The 16715-nt window shown below is 38.9% G+C and carries 18 protein-coding genes; 7 read left to right on the forward strand and 11 right to left on the reverse strand.

The features are described 5' to 3' along the window. Positions 1-20: 20 nt before the first annotated feature. The 5 genes from OLW01_RS09585 to OLW01_RS09605 all read right to left on the reverse strand — a co-directional run bounded on the left by OLW01_RS09585 (position 21) and on the right by OLW01_RS09605 (position 3574). Complete coding sequence (locus OLW01_RS09585) at positions 21-755, reverse strand: flagellar hook assembly protein FlgD (RefSeq protein WP_268073645.1); 735 nt, start codon at positions 753-755, stop codon at positions 21-23. 11 nt (positions 756-766) lie between these two features. Next, positions 767-1198 (reverse strand): flagellar basal body rod protein FlgC, encoded by a 432-nt coding sequence (flgC, locus tag OLW01_RS09590; protein ID WP_268073646.1) that lies wholly within the window; start codon positions 1196-1198, stop codon positions 767-769. Next, positions 1198-1599, reverse strand: a complete 402-nt coding sequence (gene flgB / locus OLW01_RS09595) for a flagellar basal body rod protein FlgB (RefSeq protein WP_268073648.1) — start codon at positions 1597-1599, stop codon at positions 1198-1200. The genes flgC and flgB overlap by 1 nt, the downstream gene beginning before the upstream one ends. A 206-nt stretch (positions 1600-1805) precedes the next feature. After that, a complete protein-coding gene (locus OLW01_RS09600) occupies positions 1806-2636 on the reverse strand; it encodes a CheR family methyltransferase (protein ID WP_268073649.1) in 831 nt (276 codons plus the stop codon). A gap of 14 nt (positions 2637-2650) precedes the next feature. Continuing rightward, a complete protein-coding gene (locus OLW01_RS09605; RefSeq protein ID WP_268073651.1) occupies positions 2651-3574 on the reverse strand; it encodes a chemotaxis protein CheV in 924 nt (307 codons plus the stop codon). A gap of 198 nt (positions 3575-3772) precedes the next feature. Between OLW01_RS09605 and flgA the strand changes: the two genes are divergently transcribed. The 3 genes from flgA (at position 3773) to flgN (ending at position 5326) form a co-directional block, all read left to right on the forward strand. Continuing rightward, positions 3773-4462 carry a flagellar basal body P-ring formation chaperone FlgA gene (flgA, locus tag OLW01_RS09610; RefSeq protein ID WP_268073653.1) on the forward strand — a complete coding sequence of 230 codons (690 nt, stop codon included), beginning with the start codon at positions 3773-3775 and terminating at the stop codon, positions 4460-4462. Positions 4463-4546: 84 nt separating this feature from the next. Continuing rightward, positions 4547-4867 (forward strand): flagellar biosynthesis anti-sigma factor FlgM, encoded by a 321-nt coding sequence (gene flgM / locus OLW01_RS09615; RefSeq protein WP_268076204.1) that lies wholly within the window; start codon positions 4547-4549, stop codon positions 4865-4867. A gap of 36 nt (positions 4868-4903) precedes the next feature. Then, positions 4904-5326, forward strand: a complete 423-nt coding sequence (gene flgN / locus OLW01_RS09620; protein WP_268073655.1) for a flagellar export chaperone FlgN — start codon at positions 4904-4906, stop codon at positions 5324-5326. 325 nt (positions 5327-5651) lie between these two features. On the opposite strand, the gene OLW01_RS09625 is transcribed toward flgN, so the two are convergent. Genes OLW01_RS09625 through OLW01_RS09635 form a run of 3 tightly spaced genes read right to left on the reverse strand, consistent with a single transcriptional unit; the run spans position 5652 to position 7500 of the window. Next, positions 5652-6359 carry a FlgO family outer membrane protein gene (locus OLW01_RS09625; protein ID WP_268073657.1) on the reverse strand — a complete coding sequence of 236 codons (708 nt, stop codon included), beginning with the start codon at positions 6357-6359 and terminating at the stop codon, positions 5652-5654. Positions 6360-6380: 21 nt separating this feature from the next. Continuing rightward, entirely contained in the window at positions 6381-6851 is a 471-nt protein-coding gene (locus OLW01_RS09630) for an LPP20 family lipoprotein (RefSeq protein ID WP_268073658.1), read from the reverse strand. Continuing rightward, on the reverse strand, positions 6835-7500 hold the full coding sequence (locus tag OLW01_RS09635; RefSeq protein ID WP_268073659.1) for a FlgO family outer membrane protein: 666 nt from the start codon (positions 7498-7500) through the stop codon (positions 6835-6837). The genes OLW01_RS09630 and OLW01_RS09635 overlap by 17 nt, the downstream gene beginning before the upstream one ends. Before the next feature lie 281 nt (positions 7501-7781). Between OLW01_RS09635 and OLW01_RS09640 the strand changes: the two genes are divergently transcribed. After that, the gene (locus OLW01_RS09640; protein ID WP_268073660.1) at positions 7782-8978 is read left to right on the forward strand and encodes a flagella assembly protein FlgT; all 1197 of its coding nucleotides are present in this window, start codon (positions 7782-7784) and stop codon (positions 8976-8978) included. Here the strand turns inward: OLW01_RS09640 and OLW01_RS09645 are convergent. Genes OLW01_RS09645 through lptF form a run of 3 tightly spaced genes read right to left on the reverse strand, consistent with a single transcriptional unit; the run spans position 8970 to position 11531 of the window. After that, positions 8970-9335 carry a YbaN family protein gene (locus tag OLW01_RS09645; RefSeq protein ID WP_268073662.1) on the reverse strand — a complete coding sequence of 122 codons (366 nt, stop codon included), beginning with the start codon at positions 9333-9335 and terminating at the stop codon, positions 8970-8972. The two genes, OLW01_RS09640 and OLW01_RS09645, sit on opposite strands and share 9 nt — an antisense overlap. Before the next feature lie 22 nt (positions 9336-9357). Further along, positions 9358-10422 (reverse strand): LPS export ABC transporter permease LptG, encoded by a 1065-nt coding sequence (gene lptG, locus OLW01_RS09650; RefSeq protein WP_268073664.1) that lies wholly within the window; start codon positions 10420-10422, stop codon positions 9358-9360. After that, entirely contained in the window at positions 10419-11531 is a 1113-nt protein-coding gene (lptF, locus tag OLW01_RS09655) for an LPS export ABC transporter permease LptF (protein WP_268073666.1), read from the reverse strand. Before lptF ends, lptG begins: the two co-directional genes overlap by 4 nt. Positions 11532-11867: 336 nt before the next feature. Here lptF and pepA point away from each other — a divergent pair, with 336 nt between their 5' ends. Genes pepA through OLW01_RS09670 form a run of 3 tightly spaced genes read left to right on the forward strand, consistent with a single transcriptional unit; the run spans position 11868 to position 16682 of the window. Further along, entirely contained in the window at positions 11868-13373 is a 1506-nt protein-coding gene (gene pepA, locus OLW01_RS09660) for a leucyl aminopeptidase (protein WP_268073667.1), read from the forward strand. Further along, complete coding sequence (locus OLW01_RS09665; protein ID WP_268073668.1) at positions 13373-13816, forward strand: DNA polymerase III subunit chi; 444 nt, start codon at positions 13373-13375, stop codon at positions 13814-13816. The genes pepA and OLW01_RS09665 overlap by 1 nt, the downstream gene beginning before the upstream one ends. Before the next feature lie 19 nt (positions 13817-13835). After that, complete coding sequence (locus tag OLW01_RS09670) at positions 13836-16682, forward strand: valine--tRNA ligase (protein WP_268073670.1); 2847 nt, start codon at positions 13836-13838, stop codon at positions 16680-16682. Positions 16683-16715 lie beyond the last annotated feature (33 nt).

Here is a 16715-nt window from a genome sequence, read left to right on the forward strand (position 1 = left end):
CCTCTTTAAGTTACTGCCGCTTAAGATGCGACTTCAAGAATATCATCCATCGAAAAACTACCTAAACCAGATAAGTTCAATGAAAGTTTATTACCACTACCAAAGCTAACGCTATTTACACTAGAGTAAGCACCTACTTTAATGTCATTTCGCTCGCCACTACTCGGGTTTATACCCGTTGCATTTAACGTATATAAACCAGATGGCATTTGATTACCGTCGGCATCTAAACCATCCCAATAAAAACCTGCTGGCCCTTCTGAAACCGCACCAACCTCAATGGTATTAACCACTTTACCGCTGCTATCTGTAACCTCAACTCGAATATCATTCATGCCGTTTTCCATCATTAATTGACCAGACATGCCATAATTTTCTTCATCAAACTGAAATAGCGGAACTTCGTTGCTTTCAACCAGTACTGTCTGTCCTACCATTGAAGAGGCTTGCAATGCATTATTAGAAGTTTGACTCGATGACGAATTTTCTAGGAATTCCGAAAACTGACTAGTAAAAGTATCAAACTTATTGCCTAAATCACTAATACCGTCCGCCATGGTGAAATTTGTCATTTGCGAGATCATTTCATCATTGCTGGTTGGATTGGTTGGATCTTGAGCTGCTAATTGGGTGGTTAACAAAGCAAAAAAGTCTTCTTGTTGTAATGCTTTATTACCTGTGTCTTCAGGCACTTTGGTGCCTTCATTTTGTTCCCACCGTAAAGAATCAGTATAGGATGTATCAACGCTACTCATATCAGTTATCCTTATTGACCTTGACCTATTCGCAAGGTTCGAGAAAGCATTTTTTTAGCGGCATCTGCAATTTGAATATTAGTTTGGTAACTACGTGATGCTGAAATCATATTCGCCATTTCTTCCATCACATTCACATTTGGCTTGTAGATGTAGCCGTTTTTATCCGCCATAGGGTGGTTAGGGTTAAACTCAACCTGCAAAGGCTTGTCGCTTTCGACAATGCCAAGTACTTTTACGCCAACATTCTCTGTATTATCCATATTATTTTGTGCACGACTCATTTCAGCCGCAAATACAGGTTGACGAGAGCGATATGTCTCATCTACCGATGAACTCACACTATTCGCGTTTGATAAATTACTTGCCGTGGTATTTAACCTGACAGACTGTGCACTCATGGCTGAGCCAGAAATATCAAATACATTAAATAAGCTACTCATTATGGTTGCCCACCCTTAATTGCTTTTTTCAAACTAGAAATTTTATCTGTCATAAATTGAACACTGGCATTAAACCTAACCTGGTTTTGTAAAAATTCATTTCGTTCAGCTTGCAGATCAACTGTATTACCATCTCCGGTATCCGGTTGATTTGGCGTTCTGAACTGTAAGCCGTCGTTCATCTGACTGCTGACTGAAATATGTTTATCATTGGTGCGCTCAAGCGACGTTGTATAGCGATGACGCGCGCCAGATAAGGCTTCCGAAAAGTTAAAGTCTTTAGCTTTATAGCCGGGTGTATCTGCATTAGCGATATTACTGGCCAACACTTCAGAGCGCTCAGTTCTTAATTGAATCGCTTGAGGATGCACGCCAAAAGCTTTATCGAAAGAAATCGCCATTTTTTTGTCTCCTAAACTCACATGTTTAGAATAAAGCAAATAAAATGCCAACCAGCTTAAGCAATAAAAACTAAAAAAATAACCAAATAATATCAGTGAGTTAAAACTAATGTAGAAAGGATTTAATTATAAAGGTGAGAGATTAGCGACAAAAGAGAGTCAATCATTGCCGCCTTAAACATGAAGCGGCAATGGCTGTTGGTATGTTAGTTTTTTAACCGGTAAACAATACCAGGGTTACACCTTTGCATTACAAAGTCGTCACTTAACCCCGAAATAGACTCCGAAGCCCCTAAAAATAGATAACCATCTGGGTTTAGTGCTTTTGAAAATTGTTTCAAAATTTTTGCTTTATTTTGTGCAGAAAAATAAATAAGCACATTTCGACAAAAAATAATATCAAACTTACCTAGCAAGCTATAGCTGTCTAATAAGTTCATCTGCCTAAAATTAACCATTTGGGTAATGTTAGGTTTTAATGTCATACAACCTGACTCAATTGATGCTTGAAAAAATTGTTGTTTACGCTGCGGGGATAAACCACGAGCTAACGCTAGCGAGTCGTAGGTAGCATTTTTACAAAGTTCCAGCATACTCGGCGAAATATCGGTACCTAATATTTGAACTTTGCAAGCGTTGGCTTTACGTTGCTGGTGCTCTGCAGACGCCATAGCAATAGAGTATGGCTCTTGTCCTGATGAAGCGGCCGCAGACCAAACTTTCACAGTTTTAAATTTACCATCGTATTGCGGAAAAATATCTTTAGCTAGCACTTCAAACGGGTAGGAGTCTCTAAACCATAAGGTTTCATTCGTTGTCATTGCATCGACAACAGCGGCACGGAGTTGCCGCTCTGTCATACTCATCGCTCGGTTAATCACATCTGAAATTGTGGCCACATTAAACTTGCTAATTAATGGTGTTAAACGACTTTTAACTAAATATTGCTTGTTTTCACCAAGCACTATGCCACATTGATGTTCTAAAAATGTGCAGAATTTTCTATAGTCTTCCGAGCTTATATTTTTATCAAGCACAAACGATCCCTAATTTAAACATTTAACCATTTTTGAACTGCACCCGCTAATTCGTCTGGGTTAAACTTTGCAATAAAATCATCCGCACCTACTTTTTCAACCATGGCATGATTAAAAACACCACTCAATGAGGTATGCAAAATAACTTTTAAGTTTTTCAATTTTGGATTATTTTTTATTTCAGCCGTTAAGGTATAACCATCCATTTCTGGCATTTCAATATCTGAAATAAGTAACGCTACCTTATCCGTTACTTCACCGGTTTCTTCTGCCTCAGCGAGTAATTTATTGAGTGCATCTTTACCATTAATTGCTAATTGTAAATCAATACCAAATCCTTCGAGAGCTCTTTTAACTTGGTTTCGTGCGACCGATGAATCGTCGGCAATATAAATTTTCTTCGTTGAATAATCTTTCTCTACCGGATTAGCTTGCATAACGGCATCACTCACTTGAGCGTCAATTGGCATTATCTCGTGTAAGATTTTTTCAACATCTAAAATTTCAACCAGCTCTTTATCAACTTCGGTAACGGCGGTTAAGTAACTATATCGTCCAGCGCCTTTTGGCGGTGGTAAAATAGATTCCCAGTTAATATTAATAATACGCTCGACCGAGGAAACTAAAAATCCCTGTACCGACCGGTTATACTCAGAAATCACAATAAAGCATGTACTGGTATCTTCAACTGGTTTGCCGCCAGTTGCCATGCTTAAATCGATAACCGATATAGTCTGGCCACGAATATGCGCCACACCTCGAATATAAGGATTTCGTTTAGGTAGGGAAGTCAGTTTTGGACACTGCAAAACTTCTCGAACTTTAAAAACGTTAATCCCAAATCTTTGCCTTCCTTGCAATTTAAACAATAAAAGCTCCAACCGATTTTGTCCTACCAATTGGGTACGCTGATTAACAGAGTCTAAAACACCTGCCATACTTTTCTCCAACATTCACTTCGGCATTATTATTGGTGTGATAATTGCTTCAATACCACAAAATAATGCAATAACACGGCTATTAGTCAAGATACCAACAGTTTTTGACAATAGATATTAGTTTCTTTTATAACGCTTTTTTTTGATTAAGCATAGTCGAATATGAAAAAAGTCGCATTTATTTGCTAAGGTTAGAATATGAAAACACAAATCGCTTGGTTATTCGCCAGCTTAACCCTATTTTCTGGCGCAACTTTAGCCGCTAACTATACCAAAAAACAAATTGAAAACTTTGCTGCGGACCATGTGGAGTCAATGTATCCTAAACAAGCAGATGAAACGTTAAAAGCGATAGCCTCCCCTATTGATTCTCGATTAAAACTAAACCCATGTAACGGTGAACTCGTTGCTGACGTGCCTAATTTTAATACCTATTCTAAAAATATGACGGTTAAAATAAAATGCAATGCCGATACAGAGTGGCTGTTGTATGTCCCTGTCCAAGTCAAAATTATGACGCCGGTTGTTGTCGCCACCCAGTATATAGAGTCAGGGCAAACCATCAGTCAGGGAGATATTCAAGTTAGGCTATTAGAAAAAAATCGTTCAAGAAATGGATTTATTGCCGATAAAAATACCATCATTGGCAGTAAAGCAAAACGACAAATAAAATCAGGACAAGCTATTATTAACCGCAATATTTGCTTTGTTTGTCGTGGTGAAATGGTTACAATAGAGGCAATTACTTCAGGCTTATCGGTAAAAGCAACCGGAGTTGCCATGTCTGATGCAACTTATGGTGAAACAGTTAGTGTAAAAAATAAGAGCTCAAACCGGATTGTACAAGGCCGAGTGAGTTCAGTTGGTGCTATCCAAATTTTTTTATAAATTAACGAAAACAGGGCTAAAGCTTTAATACAAATGGCCGATATAGTTATTGGAAGTCATTTTTTAACAGGTATAGATATGGCAATTAATCTAAACAACCTAAATAACCAGCTCGGAAAAAATACGGTTGATGCGCAAAAGTCGCAACAAAATCAACAGTTAAATAATCCAGCTAACCAAGCTGCGCAGCAAGCCAAAAATGCACCCAGACAAGACTCTGTGTCATTAACGCAAACCGCGCAAAATTTAAATAACTTGACCAAAAAAGCAAACAATGCGAGCGGCTTTGATCAAGAAAAAGTAGATCGTCTTAAAAAAGCGGTTGAGTCTGGCGAATATAAAGTGAATGCCGAAAAGCTAGCAAATAATATTATTGCAAGCGAAGGCAAGTTATTTGGTCTATAATTTTTGTATTCGTTTTAAATAGCAGGTTTACATTTAATGTCACAACATGAAGCGTTATTAGCAAAGCAACAATCTCAACTTGAGGGATTTACTCAACTGTTAAACGACGAGTTGGTGGCTTATAAACAGCGAAAGTCTGATGAAGTGTATAATATTGCGGTAAATAAAAACGAACTACTTACACAAATTCAGCAAACTGACCAACAAATCTCGCAATTAGAAAACTTATCAGAGCTCAAAAAAGATGAGCACTTTAACCAAGCGGTTGCGAAACTAGATGAATTGCTGGCTGACATTAAAACGCAAAGCGCAATTAACGAACGCGTTATCCGCACCAGTTTAAATAACGTGTTACGATTAAAGCAATCCATTTTAGCGCTCAAAAACTCTGATGCTATGACTTACGATAAACAAGGTCAGGCTCAAACACAAACTTTAGGTAAAGGCATCAAAGCCTAATCTGCTTCGCTAACTTGCTAAATCAACTTCAGCTAACTTTGACTTACCCAATCCTTTAACTCACGCCAATAGTCATTAAATTCTCCTCAAAAAATTGACTGGTTTTTATGTCATTTAAGGCAAGAATCTAAAAACAAAGCAACAACCAACACACATAAGCACACCTTCAATAGTTATAAACACAAAATAGGGCAGCCTAAATCAATCGACAAAAAACCTGTTAATTAAAAATGTTTAGCAAAGCGACTACAACATTTTTAATTAACAGGTTTCAGATTTATCCATTTTGCTTAGGAAAATGAGCTTAACAAACTCACGTAAACATTTATTGATTCACTAGGCTAATTCCTGAGTTTTGCTTAGACGATATTAATTGTTCAGCAACCGCCGTTGGGATTACCCCTTGTGAAGAAGCCACAATGGCTCTACTTTCGACACCAATCACGCGTGCGTATATATCTATACCAGTATCTTTATAAGTAAAAGTCCCTGTCAATATGTATTCAATTGGATGGTTATGTTTCAATTCATCTATATCTCGACTGAGTGAAAAGTCACCTTGATCAGTCACTCTAATCGTTCCGGTTGCTTTATAGTCAATTACCGACAAACCTAAGTTTTGCATATTGTGCTGAAAGCTTTCAGCTAGGTGCATACCCAACAAATTACTTTGTTCTAAATTTGAGTCAATGGGTACAAAGCTAGTCACTGCAATGGGTGTTTTGTCAGAAACATAACGCATATTTTTGATTAAACGCATCGACATAGCTTCAACATAATCACTAATGTCTAATTGAGTATCTGAGCGTAAATGAGCTGTTTTTTTATTTAAATACGCATGCGGCGACCTAGCCCAATAGTTAGTATATTCAGCATCTTGATGTCCATTAAATATTTCATCATTTAATTGAGCTTGCTTTTCCGCCGACTGGTTGGTATCAGCATTTTTTTGCTGCCACTTTGCAATTGAATGACAACCAGCTAACGTGAGTACACTTGCGGTCGCTACTGCTAATAAGCTAAAAGATTTCATTATTCCCCCACCTAGTCTCAACTAGTAGTACTTTGAATCGATAATTCGGGTTTGCCCATTAGTAAAAGCCCTCACCCGATATAAATCACGCAAATTAAGTTCTAACTCAGTAACATACACATCGTCTAAAGGATATGATTTAATCAACCGAGCGCCTTTTATCACCCCTTGTACCGAGGCACGAATTTGTTCATCTCCCATCACCAAATCTCTAACACTCACCTTGCCACTTAATTGATAACCGTGTACTTTTTCAGATAAATCTCGATAAGCATCTAATTTAGATACTTTGATCGCTTTAATCATTTTGACCGTTTTATCACTTCCGGTTTGGCTATTAATAGGAGCGTACCCTGTTGCGGTGACAATGTAGTCTTCTTCAGGTAACTGATACTCCCACTCATTATATTTATGTAGCTGTACTAAATCTGAGTTTGTTTGGCATGCGGTTAAAAACAAGCTAACTATGAATAATTTAAAAATAACTTTCACGATCGCCTCCAATAACCCGGTTATTCTCGCCTTTGTGCATTAAAATACCATTACGAGTTGTCACTTTTTCATCTGACCAAAATACGTTATTAGGAACAAACCCCTGAGCTGTTGCCAATACGACTCCATCTTTCATATTCATCATTCTAATATTAACTACGGCGCCATTTTGATGAGGCGTTAACGTGCCCGATACAACATATTTAGCATCCACTTTCGATTTTAAATCGGCTAAATCTCGGCTCCATATATAATCGCCTTCAGGCTGGACTAAAACTGAATCTCTGAGCTTAAAATCAATCACTTTATAGCCACGCTTTTGTAACTCGTATATAAAGCTTTCTTCTAATTGCCCGCCTAAATCCGCTAAAGGCGACGATTTATCCGTTACATGAGTTCGGCTTTGTTGATCAACAAAACGAGTCACTAACATATTGCCGTTTAAATTGTGCTGAGCCAAAGGTTGCAACAATTCATCCGCTAGCATAAAACTGTAAGCTTTGACCGATAATTGGCTCATGTTAGATGTATCAGCAGGCACTTTTACAGCTTCCGGTGTATCTGGCACTAAATAACTATTAACAGTTTGTGTTGAACACCCCAGCATAAATAAGCTAAATACACTGGCAAATTTAGCAATTTTTGGCATTTAACTGGCCTTAAAATAATTAAATTTTGATTTATTGGTGACTAATGCAAAAATAGTTCCAATTATATTTTGACGTCATTTTAATCAACGAGTAAAACCAAAAAATATCAAAATAGACAGATGCTCGCTATACTTAAGCTTTAATAAACAAGCAAAAATAATGTCTTGGCATAAAATTCGCTTTAGTCGTTTAATAAACGCCAATTTGGCTAAAATTAAATAAAAAGTGCTATTTTTTTGACGCACTTTAAATTTAATCAACTGATTGATATGTGAGCATTATGAGCCTGATTTTAAAAAAGCATTGTCTTAGGTATTGTTTATTAACTATTTTATTGTCTGGGATGGCACCTTCTGCTTTTTCAGCTTGGTATCAAACAACTGGCGTCGCGAAAGTTTATCAAGGCAATACAACCCAAGCTCGTAAAAAAGCAATTGATGAAGCCATTAAAGAAGCGCTACTTTTTTCAGGCGCATCAATATCAAGTACCCAGCAAGTTCGAAATGGTTTACTCACCCAAGACCTCTTTATGGTGCGCAGCAGCGGTGTGGTTAACGATATTGAAATTATTAACGAAAAAGTGTCTAACACTCGGGTAGAAGTGTCGATTCGCGCCGATGTATTTGCCGAAGACAGGCAATGTTTTACCGCTGATTACCGCAAATCAATTGCCGTTATTCCTTTTATTGTTAGTCATCAAGAACAAGCTCAAATTGGTGAGATTTATCCACTAGCCAGCAAAGTCAGTGAAAAAATTTATCAAGGTTTACAAACTCAATCTCTTCACTTAGACGCCAGAGATTATTACCCTTCACCAATTCAATTAAGCGATGCTCAACAAACTATGAGCAGCCAATTAGATAAAGCTATGCTTGCGGCAATCGCACGACGTAGCGATGTGCAATATATTTTAGCAGGTCGATTAACAGATCTCTCTATTCAGTATAACGACAATCGGTTAACTAACTGGTTAACGGGTGAACAAGCGCACCGCTATTTTGATATGCAAATAGAGTTGTTTAACGCATATAACGGTGAACTTGTGCAAACATTTAATTACCAAACTGACGCGCACTGGCCCTTTGATATAAAAAAACGAGTTAATATAAATAGCCGCCTTTTTTGGCAAAGCGATTATGGCTTAGCCGTAAATAATCAAATAGATAAAAGTTTGAACGAATTAGAAGCGTTAATGCAGTGTACCGCAGCTAAAGGGCAAATTATTGAAGTAGCAGACAGTCAAATTCGATTTAATTTAGGCAGTAAAAATAAAATAAATGTGGGGGATCGTTTTAAAATTCTTCATCAAGCAAGCTTCACAGACAAGCAAGGCATTGTCCGCCCAAATTATATTATCAGCCACTACCAGGTTGAAGTCACTCAAGTTTACCCCCACTCTGCGGTAGCTCAAACCACAAACAATAATATGCTAGCCAATATTCAAATAGGCGACATGGTCAGTTCAAAATTATTTTAAAGTCGGCGGCTCAGGTAAGCGCCATAAATAACAACTGACAGCCACAGCAGTTAACAACAAAGTTAAGGTCAGCCAAAGCTGGCCCACTAAATAGGCTGAAAAACTCATACTCAACCACATGAGTAAAATCGCTCTTACTTTTATTTTGCGACTAATACCTTTATATTTTTGGTAATTGGTAATCATTTCGCCAAAATACGCTTGGTTAAGCAGCCATTGATAAAACCGAGGGGACGATTTAGCAAAACAAGCACCTGCTAATAAAATAAAAGGCGTTGTTGGTAGTACAGGTAAAACCACGCCTAACGCGCCTAATACAATGGCGCTCCAGCCAATAAATATAAGTAGATAACGCATTATATTTGCACACATTTTATAGCTAACGCTTTTTAAGTAAATGCAGTGCAACCAAAGTAAAAATCAGGCTTGGCATTAACGCACCGATAATAGGTGAAATATTAAATACCAATACAATGGGCCCAAAAATTCGATTGGCAATAAAAAAACCAAAACCTGTCATCACACCCATTAAAATCCTCGCGCCCATTGAAGTACTACGCAGAGGCCCAAAAATAAAAGACAAAGCCATTAACATCATCACGGCAACTGTTATAGGCTGTAAAATTTTACGCCAAAAAGCGAGTTGATAACGGCTAGCATCTTGCTCATTATTATCTAAATAATCCAAATAATTAGATAATTCTGCAAGCGATAATGACTCTGGCGTGGTTGATACCACAGCTAATTTATCAGGTGTAATATTAGACTGCCAAGTCGCCTCTGCTTCTGTATTGCGACTAATTGACTGCGAACCAATTTGAGTGTGTGATATTTGACTTAACGTCCAGTCACTACCTTTAAACTCAGCAGATTCTGCATGTGTCACCTGTGTTAGTTCAAGTTCATCTGAAAAATCATAGATGGTGATGTCTTTTAGGTGCGAAATATCTTTACTGTCACCGACATAAACAAATTTAGCGCCATCTTTTAACCAGACAGACTGTGCTGAAACTTCAGCTTTGTCACCATAAATGGCGGTATCTTTTAACTTATCAGCTGCTTGCTCCATTTTAGGTGCTAAAAACTCTCCAATAACGAGCACAATAACAACCATAATGGTGGTCGTTTTCATCACTGATTTAATAATATCTAGCTTAGACAAACCGGCAGCTTGCATTACAATGAGTTCACTATTACTCGCCAGTGCACCTAGCCCTAATAACCCGCCCAATAAAGCGGCCATTGGAAAAAAGATCTCTAAATCGCGAGCAATTGATAAGCCGACAAACATAGCCGCATCAGACATCACATAAGTTCCACGACCAATTAATCTCAGTTGTTCAACAAATTTAATTAAACCGCTTAATGCTGTTAATACCAATAAAGTAAAAAACGTACCTGAAACAATGGCGCGCCCAATATACCAATCTAAAATTTTAATCATGCGCGCTTCCTACGTATAAATTTGGCAATAAATTGACGACCTAATGTACGCTCTGTTGTAAATAAATACAGCCCATAAGCCAAAGCACCGGCATGAATCCACCAAAGCCCTAGCGGTGGTGGAATTTTGCCGTCTTCCAGTGCTGATCGCCCTGCCATCAAGAGTAAGAAGTAACACAAATAAATCGCAAAAGCAGGCACGAGCTTAGCGTATTTACCTTGCCTAGGTTTCACTCGGGCTAAAGGCACTGCAATTAACGCAACGATAATAACACTAATGGGTAAAGAGATGCGCCATTGCCACTCTGCAATTGCCGCATTGCCGGGAATAGTTAATAATTCAGGTGTAGGCACGGCTAACAACTTAAGTCTTTTTTCTTCAATGGTTTGCTCTTTGATGATCATCTTGTAGTCAACAAAGTCTGTAATCTGATAATCGAGCTGATGCGAATTGCCTTGATAGGCTGTGCCTTCAGACAAAATTAAACGTTCAGCGCCTTGGTTAAATGATTCTGTATAACCGCTTTTAGCATACAACACATAAAAATCGTTTTCGCTTTCATTATTTGCTGTAAGCTGCGCAACAAATACCTTACTTAACTGACCGCTATTTTTTTCATTTTCATGAACAAATATTACCGCTTTTTTATTACTTGATTGCTCAAATTGTCCCGCGACGATAGAGGATAGACCAACATTGGCTTTAATCTCTTGGCGCAGTACTTCCCTTTCTTCAAATGCGCTCGGCGTCCACCACAAAGAAAATAACCCAGCAATAATGGCAATAATCAGCGCTAACACCAAAGTAACTCGGCTGACATACCACTCGCTAACACCACAGGCTTTTAATACAGTCATTTCACTATCGGCATACATTTGCCCGTGCGCTAAAAATATACCAATAAATAAACTCAGCGGTAAAATCAAACCAGCAAGGGAGGGCATATATAACATCAACATATTAGCGACCAGCTCGGTGGGTAACTTCCCGTCGACGGCATCATCTAATACCCGCATTAAGGTTTGTGAGGTAAAAATCGTCATTAACACAGCAAATACGGCAAACTGAGCTTTAAAGGTTTCTACCAGTAGATATCGAAAAATTATCAAATTAAAGTCCGTTAATTTTGTATTTTGCTGCAATCAAGCAAAATATTAAGTAAACTCGTTATTTTCATAACTAAATACGGTTAATCTAAGCCAAATTAAGCAGATTTTGAGTTAAAATATATCAATATACAAATTGTAACTGATATCGTTAATTTTATTCAGCCTTAATTTGCAAAAATTCACGAAATAAACGCGAATCTAAACGGCTTAATAACAGATAACCAGATTATTTTTAATCTATTTTAGGGTAATATTACTCTATTTAGTTTCAGTCGTATTTTTCTAAAACAGTGATAAATTGCCCTGTTTTGCATACAAACAGCATTAGGAGTCAACATGGAATTTAGCGTTAAAAGCGGTAGCGCAGAAAAACAACGCAGTGCCTGCATTGTTGTAGGGGTATTTGAACCTCGCAGGTTAACCTCAGTTGCCGAGCAGCTGGATAAAATTAGCGACGGCTACATTAGCAATTTATTGCGCCGTGGTGATTTAGAAGGAAAAGCAGGGCAAATGCTACTGCTACACCATGTGCCTAATGTGTTAAGTGAACGTATTTTGTTGGTTGGTTGTGGTAAAGAACGAGAATTAGATGAGCGCCAGTACCGACAAATTATTGCTAAAACAATTAATACGCTAAATGAAACTGGTTCAATGGAGGCTGTCTGCTTTTTACCTGAAATGCATGTAAAAGGTCGCGATACCTACTGGAAAGTTAGAATGGCAGTTGAAGCAACGCAAGATTGCTTATACACCTTTAATCAACTCAAAAGTAAAAAAGAAGAGCCTCGCCGTCCATTACGTAAAATTGTATTTAATGTCCCTACTCGCCGCGAATTGGCAATTGGCGAAAAGGCGGTTGAGCATAGTTTAGCGATTTCCGTCGGCCAAAAAGTTTGCCGAGATGTAGCTAATTTACCACCGAATATTTGTAACCCTGAATACTTAGGCGAACGAGCCACTAACCTCGATAAAGAATACGATAAAATTTCGACCTATCTCGTAAAAGAAAAAGAAATGGAAGAGCTAGGTATGGGATCATATCTGGCTGTTGGCCGTGGTAGCGAAAACGAATCTGTGATGTCTGTTATCCAATACCAAGGGGCTGATAAAGATGTAGCGCCTATTGTATTAGTGGGTAAAGGCTTAACGTTTGATGCTGGCGGTATTTCATTAAAACCGGGCCAAGGCATGGATGAAATGAAATACGATATGGGCGGTGCTGCTGGTGTTTTAGGAACGATGCACGCCTTAGCTGAGTTAGATTTACCAATAAATGTAGTCGCTATCTTAGCGGGCTGTGAAAACATGCCTGATGGCCGAGCTTATCGACCAGGCGATATTTTAACAACTATGTCTGGCTTAACGGTTGAAGTACTCAATACGGATGCAGAAGGCCGATTGGTGCTATGCGATGCGCTGACTTATGTTGAACGTTTTAATCCAGATGTTGTCATTGACTGTGCCACATTAACAGGCGCTTGTGTGATTGCCTTAGGCCATCAAGCCACAGGTTTAATGAGTAATCATAATCCATTGGCTCATGATTTGGTCAGTGCATCCGAGCAATCGGGTGATAGAGCATGGCGCTTACCTTTATGGGATGAATATCAAGAACAAATTGAAAGCCCATTTGCAGATTTAGCCAATATTGGCGGCCGACCAGCTGGTAGTATTACCGCTGCGTGTTTCTTATCACGATTTACTAAAAAATATAGCTGGGCTCATTTAGATATTGCAGGTACAGCTTGGAATAGCGGTAAAAATAAAGGTTCAACAGGTCGACCTGTCCCTTTGTTAACTCAATACCTTATTAACAGAGCGTCTAACCAAGTTTCAGACTAATGAGCCAGGTTACCTTTTATATACTAGCAGAGAACACAGCAGGCTCATCTGAGGCTGCTGTGTCTCAATTTGCTTGTCAATTAATTGCCAAGCTTTATAGAGATAAACACAAGGTTTTTGTATTCACCGATACTCAAGCCCAAGCAGAACAAATTGATGAAATATTATGGCAATTTGATGCCAAACAATTTGTTGCGCACAATTTACAAGGCGAAGGTCCTAGTTACGGTTCGCCTGTTGAAATAGGCTGGCAAGCGCCAACAAACAGACGCAGCGTATTGGTTAATTTGAGCCAGCAAGTGCCCGACTTTAGTCAACAATTTCAACAAATATTTGATTTTGTGCCCGCCGCTGAACAACCAAAGCAACAAGCCAGAGAAAGATATAAAACCTTTAGAGTTGCAGGACATGTCTTAAGCACCAGTCCAGCAGAAATCGCATAATGTAGAGTACAGAGTATTTATGGAAACGAAATTTAATCCATCCGCAATTGAGCAATCGCTTTACCAAGCATGGGAAGAGAAAGGCTATTTTAAACCATCAGGCAAAGGCGATGCCTATAGCATTATGATTCCGCCCCCGAATGTAACGGGCAGTTTGCATATGGGACATGCATTTCAAGATACCATTATGGATACCCTGATTCGTTACAAGCGAATGGATCAATACAATACATTATGGCAGGTTGGTACAGACCACGCTGGTATTGCAACTCAAATGGTTGTTGAACGTAAATTAGCAGCCGAAGAAGACAAAACACGTCACGACTTAGGCCGTGACGCTTTTATTGATCGCATTTGGGATTGGAAAAAAGAATCTGGCGGCACTATTACTAAACAATTACGTCGCTTAGGTGCATCTGTGGATTGGGAGCGCGAACGCTTCACTATGGATGATGGCTTATCTGAAGCAGTAAAAGAAGTATTTGTCAGATTACATAAAGAAGATTTAATTTATCGCGGTAAACGCTTGGTCAATTGGGATCCTAAATTACATACCGCAATTTCAGATCTCGAAGTTGAAAACAAAGATAAAAAAGGCCACATGTGGAACTTCCGTTACCCACTGGCTGATGGTGTAAAAACCAAAGACGGCAAAGACTATATTGTGGTCGCCACCACCCGCCCAGAAACTATGTTAGGCGATACGGGTGTTGCGGTTAATCCAGAAGATGAACGTTATCTTGATCTCATCGGCAAAGAAATTTTATTACCTATCGTTAATCGCCGTATTCCTATTGTCGCCGACGAACACGCTGATATGGAAAAAGGCACAGGGTGCGTTAAAATCACTCCTGCGCATGACTTTAACGATAACGAAGTTGGTAAACGCCATCAGTTACCTATGATTAATATCTTTAATCAAGACGCGGCTATTTTAGCGCAAGGCGAAACCTTTACTTTTGATGGCAAACCACTTGAACTAGAAGCCCCATTACCTGAACGTTTTCATGGCTTAGACAGATTTGCAGCACGTAAAGCGATTGTAGCTGAGTTTGAAGAAGCTGGCTTATTAGAAGTGATTGAAGATCATAGCTTAACTGTACCTTACGGTGACCGAAGTGGCGTGGTGATTGAACCTTTATTAACTGACCAATGGTACGTTAGAGCCGCGCCGCTTGCACAACCAGCAGTCGAAGCTGTAAAAAATGGGGATATAAAGTTTGTGCCCCAGCAATACGAAAACATGTATTTTTCTTGGATGAACGATATTCAAGATTGGTGTATTTCACGTCAATTATGGTGGGGTCACCGAATTCCAGCTTGGTATGATAACCAAGGTAATGTATACGTTGGCCGTGATGAAGCGGAAGTTCGCCGCGATAACAATTTAGCCGACGACATTAGTTTAAGCCAAGATGAAGATGTATTAGACACTTGGTTCTCGTCTGCACTTTGGACATTCTCAACCTTAGGTTGGCCACAGGAAACACCCGATTTAAAAACCTTCCATCCTTCTGAAGTATTAGTAACAGGTTTTGACATCATTTTCTTCTGGGTTGCACGAATGATCATGATGACCATGCATTTCAACAAAGATGACAATGGCAAGCCACAAGTACCTTTTAAAACCGTTTATGTTACCGGCCTTATCCGAGATGAAAACGGCGATAAAATGTCAAAATCTAAAGGTAACGTGCTTGACCCTATTGATATGATCGACGGCATTGATTTAGAAAGTTTAGTGCAAAAGCGCACCAGTAATTTAATGCAGGAAAAAGTTGCCAAGAAAATAGAAAAAACCACGCGTAAAACATTCGACAACGGGATTGAAGCGCACGGTACAGATGCACTTAGATTTACTTTAGCAGCAATGGCTTCAACAGGTCGTGATATCAACTGGGATATGAAGCGATTAGAAGGCTACCGTAATTTCTGTAATAAATTATGGAATGCCAGCCGCTACGTATTAATGAATACAGAAGAGCAAGATTGTGGCTTAAACGGTGGCGAAATAGAGCTTTCGCTAGCCGATAAATGGATTTTAGGTCGACTTCAACAAACCATTGAAACGTCTCGTAAATACCTTGATACCTATCGCTTTGATTTATTAGCTCAAACTTTATATGAGTTTACTTGGAATCAATTCTGCGATTGGTATCTTGAGCTAACCAAGCCTGTGTTACAAAATGGCACTGAAGCACAGCAACGTGGCACCCGTAAAACCCTAATTCAGGTTTTAGAAACATTACTGCGTTTAATGCATCCTGTTATCCCTTACATCACAGATACCATCTGGCAGCGTGTAGCACCACTTGCAGGCGTAGAAGGCGATACCATCATGCTTCAAGCCTATCCTAAACCACAAGCTGACATGATAGAAGAGTCAGCCATTGCCGATGTTGAGTGGCTAAAACAGTTTATTTTAGGGGTTCGTAACATCCGTGGTGAAATGAACATTTCACCTAATAAACCAATTCAAGTATTGCTACGTAATGCAGGGCAAAGCGATCAACGCCGTTTAGCCGACAACCAAAACTTTTTACAATCGCTTGCTAAATTAGAAAGCATTGAAGTGTTGGCAGATGGTGAAAAAGGTCCAGCATCAGCAACTGCCTTAGTGGGTGAAATGGATTTATTAATCCCGATGGCAGGTTTAATTGATAAAGCAGCTGAATTATCGCGTTTACAAAAGTCGATTGATAAAGCTAAAAAAGAAGTTTCTTTTATTAGTGGTAAATTAAGCAACGAAAAATTTGTTAATAACGCGCCTGAAGCCGTTATTAGCAAAGAACGCCAAAAACAAGCAGAAGCTGAATCGACATTGACCAAGCTCGAGCAGCAATTTGCTGAAATTTCTGCGCTTTAAATAAAATCGCAGTCAACAATATAACAGCCGGAT

This window comes from Catenovulum adriaticum, assembly GCF_026725475.1.
In the GTDB taxonomy this organism is placed as follows: domain Bacteria; phylum Pseudomonadota; class Gammaproteobacteria; order Enterobacterales; family Alteromonadaceae; genus Catenovulum; species Catenovulum adriaticum.

What these genes read in the sequence shown, in the direction of transcription:
- OLW01_RS09605 (WP_268073651.1), bottom strand. Translation starts at nt 3,574, where the DNA reads ATGGCAGGTGTTTTAGACTCTGTTAATCAGCGTACCCAATTGGTAGGA.
- pepA (WP_268073667.1), top strand. Translation starts at nt 11,868, where the DNA reads ATGGAATTTAGCGTTAAAAGCGGTAGCGCAGAAAAACAACGCAGTGCC.
- OLW01_RS09645 (WP_268073662.1), bottom strand. Translation starts at nt 9,335, where the DNA reads ATGCGTTATCTACTTATATTTATTGGCTGGAGCGCCATTGTATTAGGC.
- lptG (WP_268073664.1), bottom strand. Translation starts at nt 10,422, where the DNA reads ATGATTAAAATTTTAGATTGGTATATTGGGCGCGCCATTGTTTCAGGT.
- flgA (WP_268073653.1), top strand. Translation starts at nt 3,773, where the DNA reads ATGAAAACACAAATCGCTTGGTTATTCGCCAGCTTAACCCTATTTTCT.
- OLW01_RS09635 (WP_268073659.1), bottom strand. Translation starts at nt 7,500, where the DNA reads ATGCCAAAAATTGCTAAATTTGCCAGTGTATTTAGCTTATTTATGCTG.
- OLW01_RS09585 (WP_268073645.1), bottom strand. Translation starts at nt 755, where the DNA reads ATGAGTAGCGTTGATACATCCTATACTGATTCTTTACGGTGGGAACAA.
- flgC (WP_268073646.1), bottom strand. Translation starts at nt 1,198, where the DNA reads ATGAGTAGCTTATTTAATGTATTTGATATTTCTGGCTCAGCCATGAGT.
- OLW01_RS09640 (WP_268073660.1), top strand. Translation starts at nt 7,782, where the DNA reads ATGAGCCTGATTTTAAAAAAGCATTGTCTTAGGTATTGTTTATTAACT.
- OLW01_RS09665 (WP_268073668.1), top strand. Translation starts at nt 13,373, where the DNA reads ATGAGCCAGGTTACCTTTTATATACTAGCAGAGAACACAGCAGGCTCA.
- OLW01_RS09670 (WP_268073670.1), top strand. Translation starts at nt 13,836, where the DNA reads ATGGAAACGAAATTTAATCCATCCGCAATTGAGCAATCGCTTTACCAA.
- OLW01_RS09625 (WP_268073657.1), bottom strand. Translation starts at nt 6,359, where the DNA reads ATGAAATCTTTTAGCTTATTAGCAGTAGCGACCGCAAGTGTACTCACG.
- flgB (WP_268073648.1), bottom strand. Translation starts at nt 1,599, where the DNA reads ATGGCGATTTCTTTCGATAAAGCTTTTGGCGTGCATCCTCAAGCGATT.
- flgN (WP_268073655.1), top strand. Translation starts at nt 4,904, where the DNA reads ATGTCACAACATGAAGCGTTATTAGCAAAGCAACAATCTCAACTTGAG.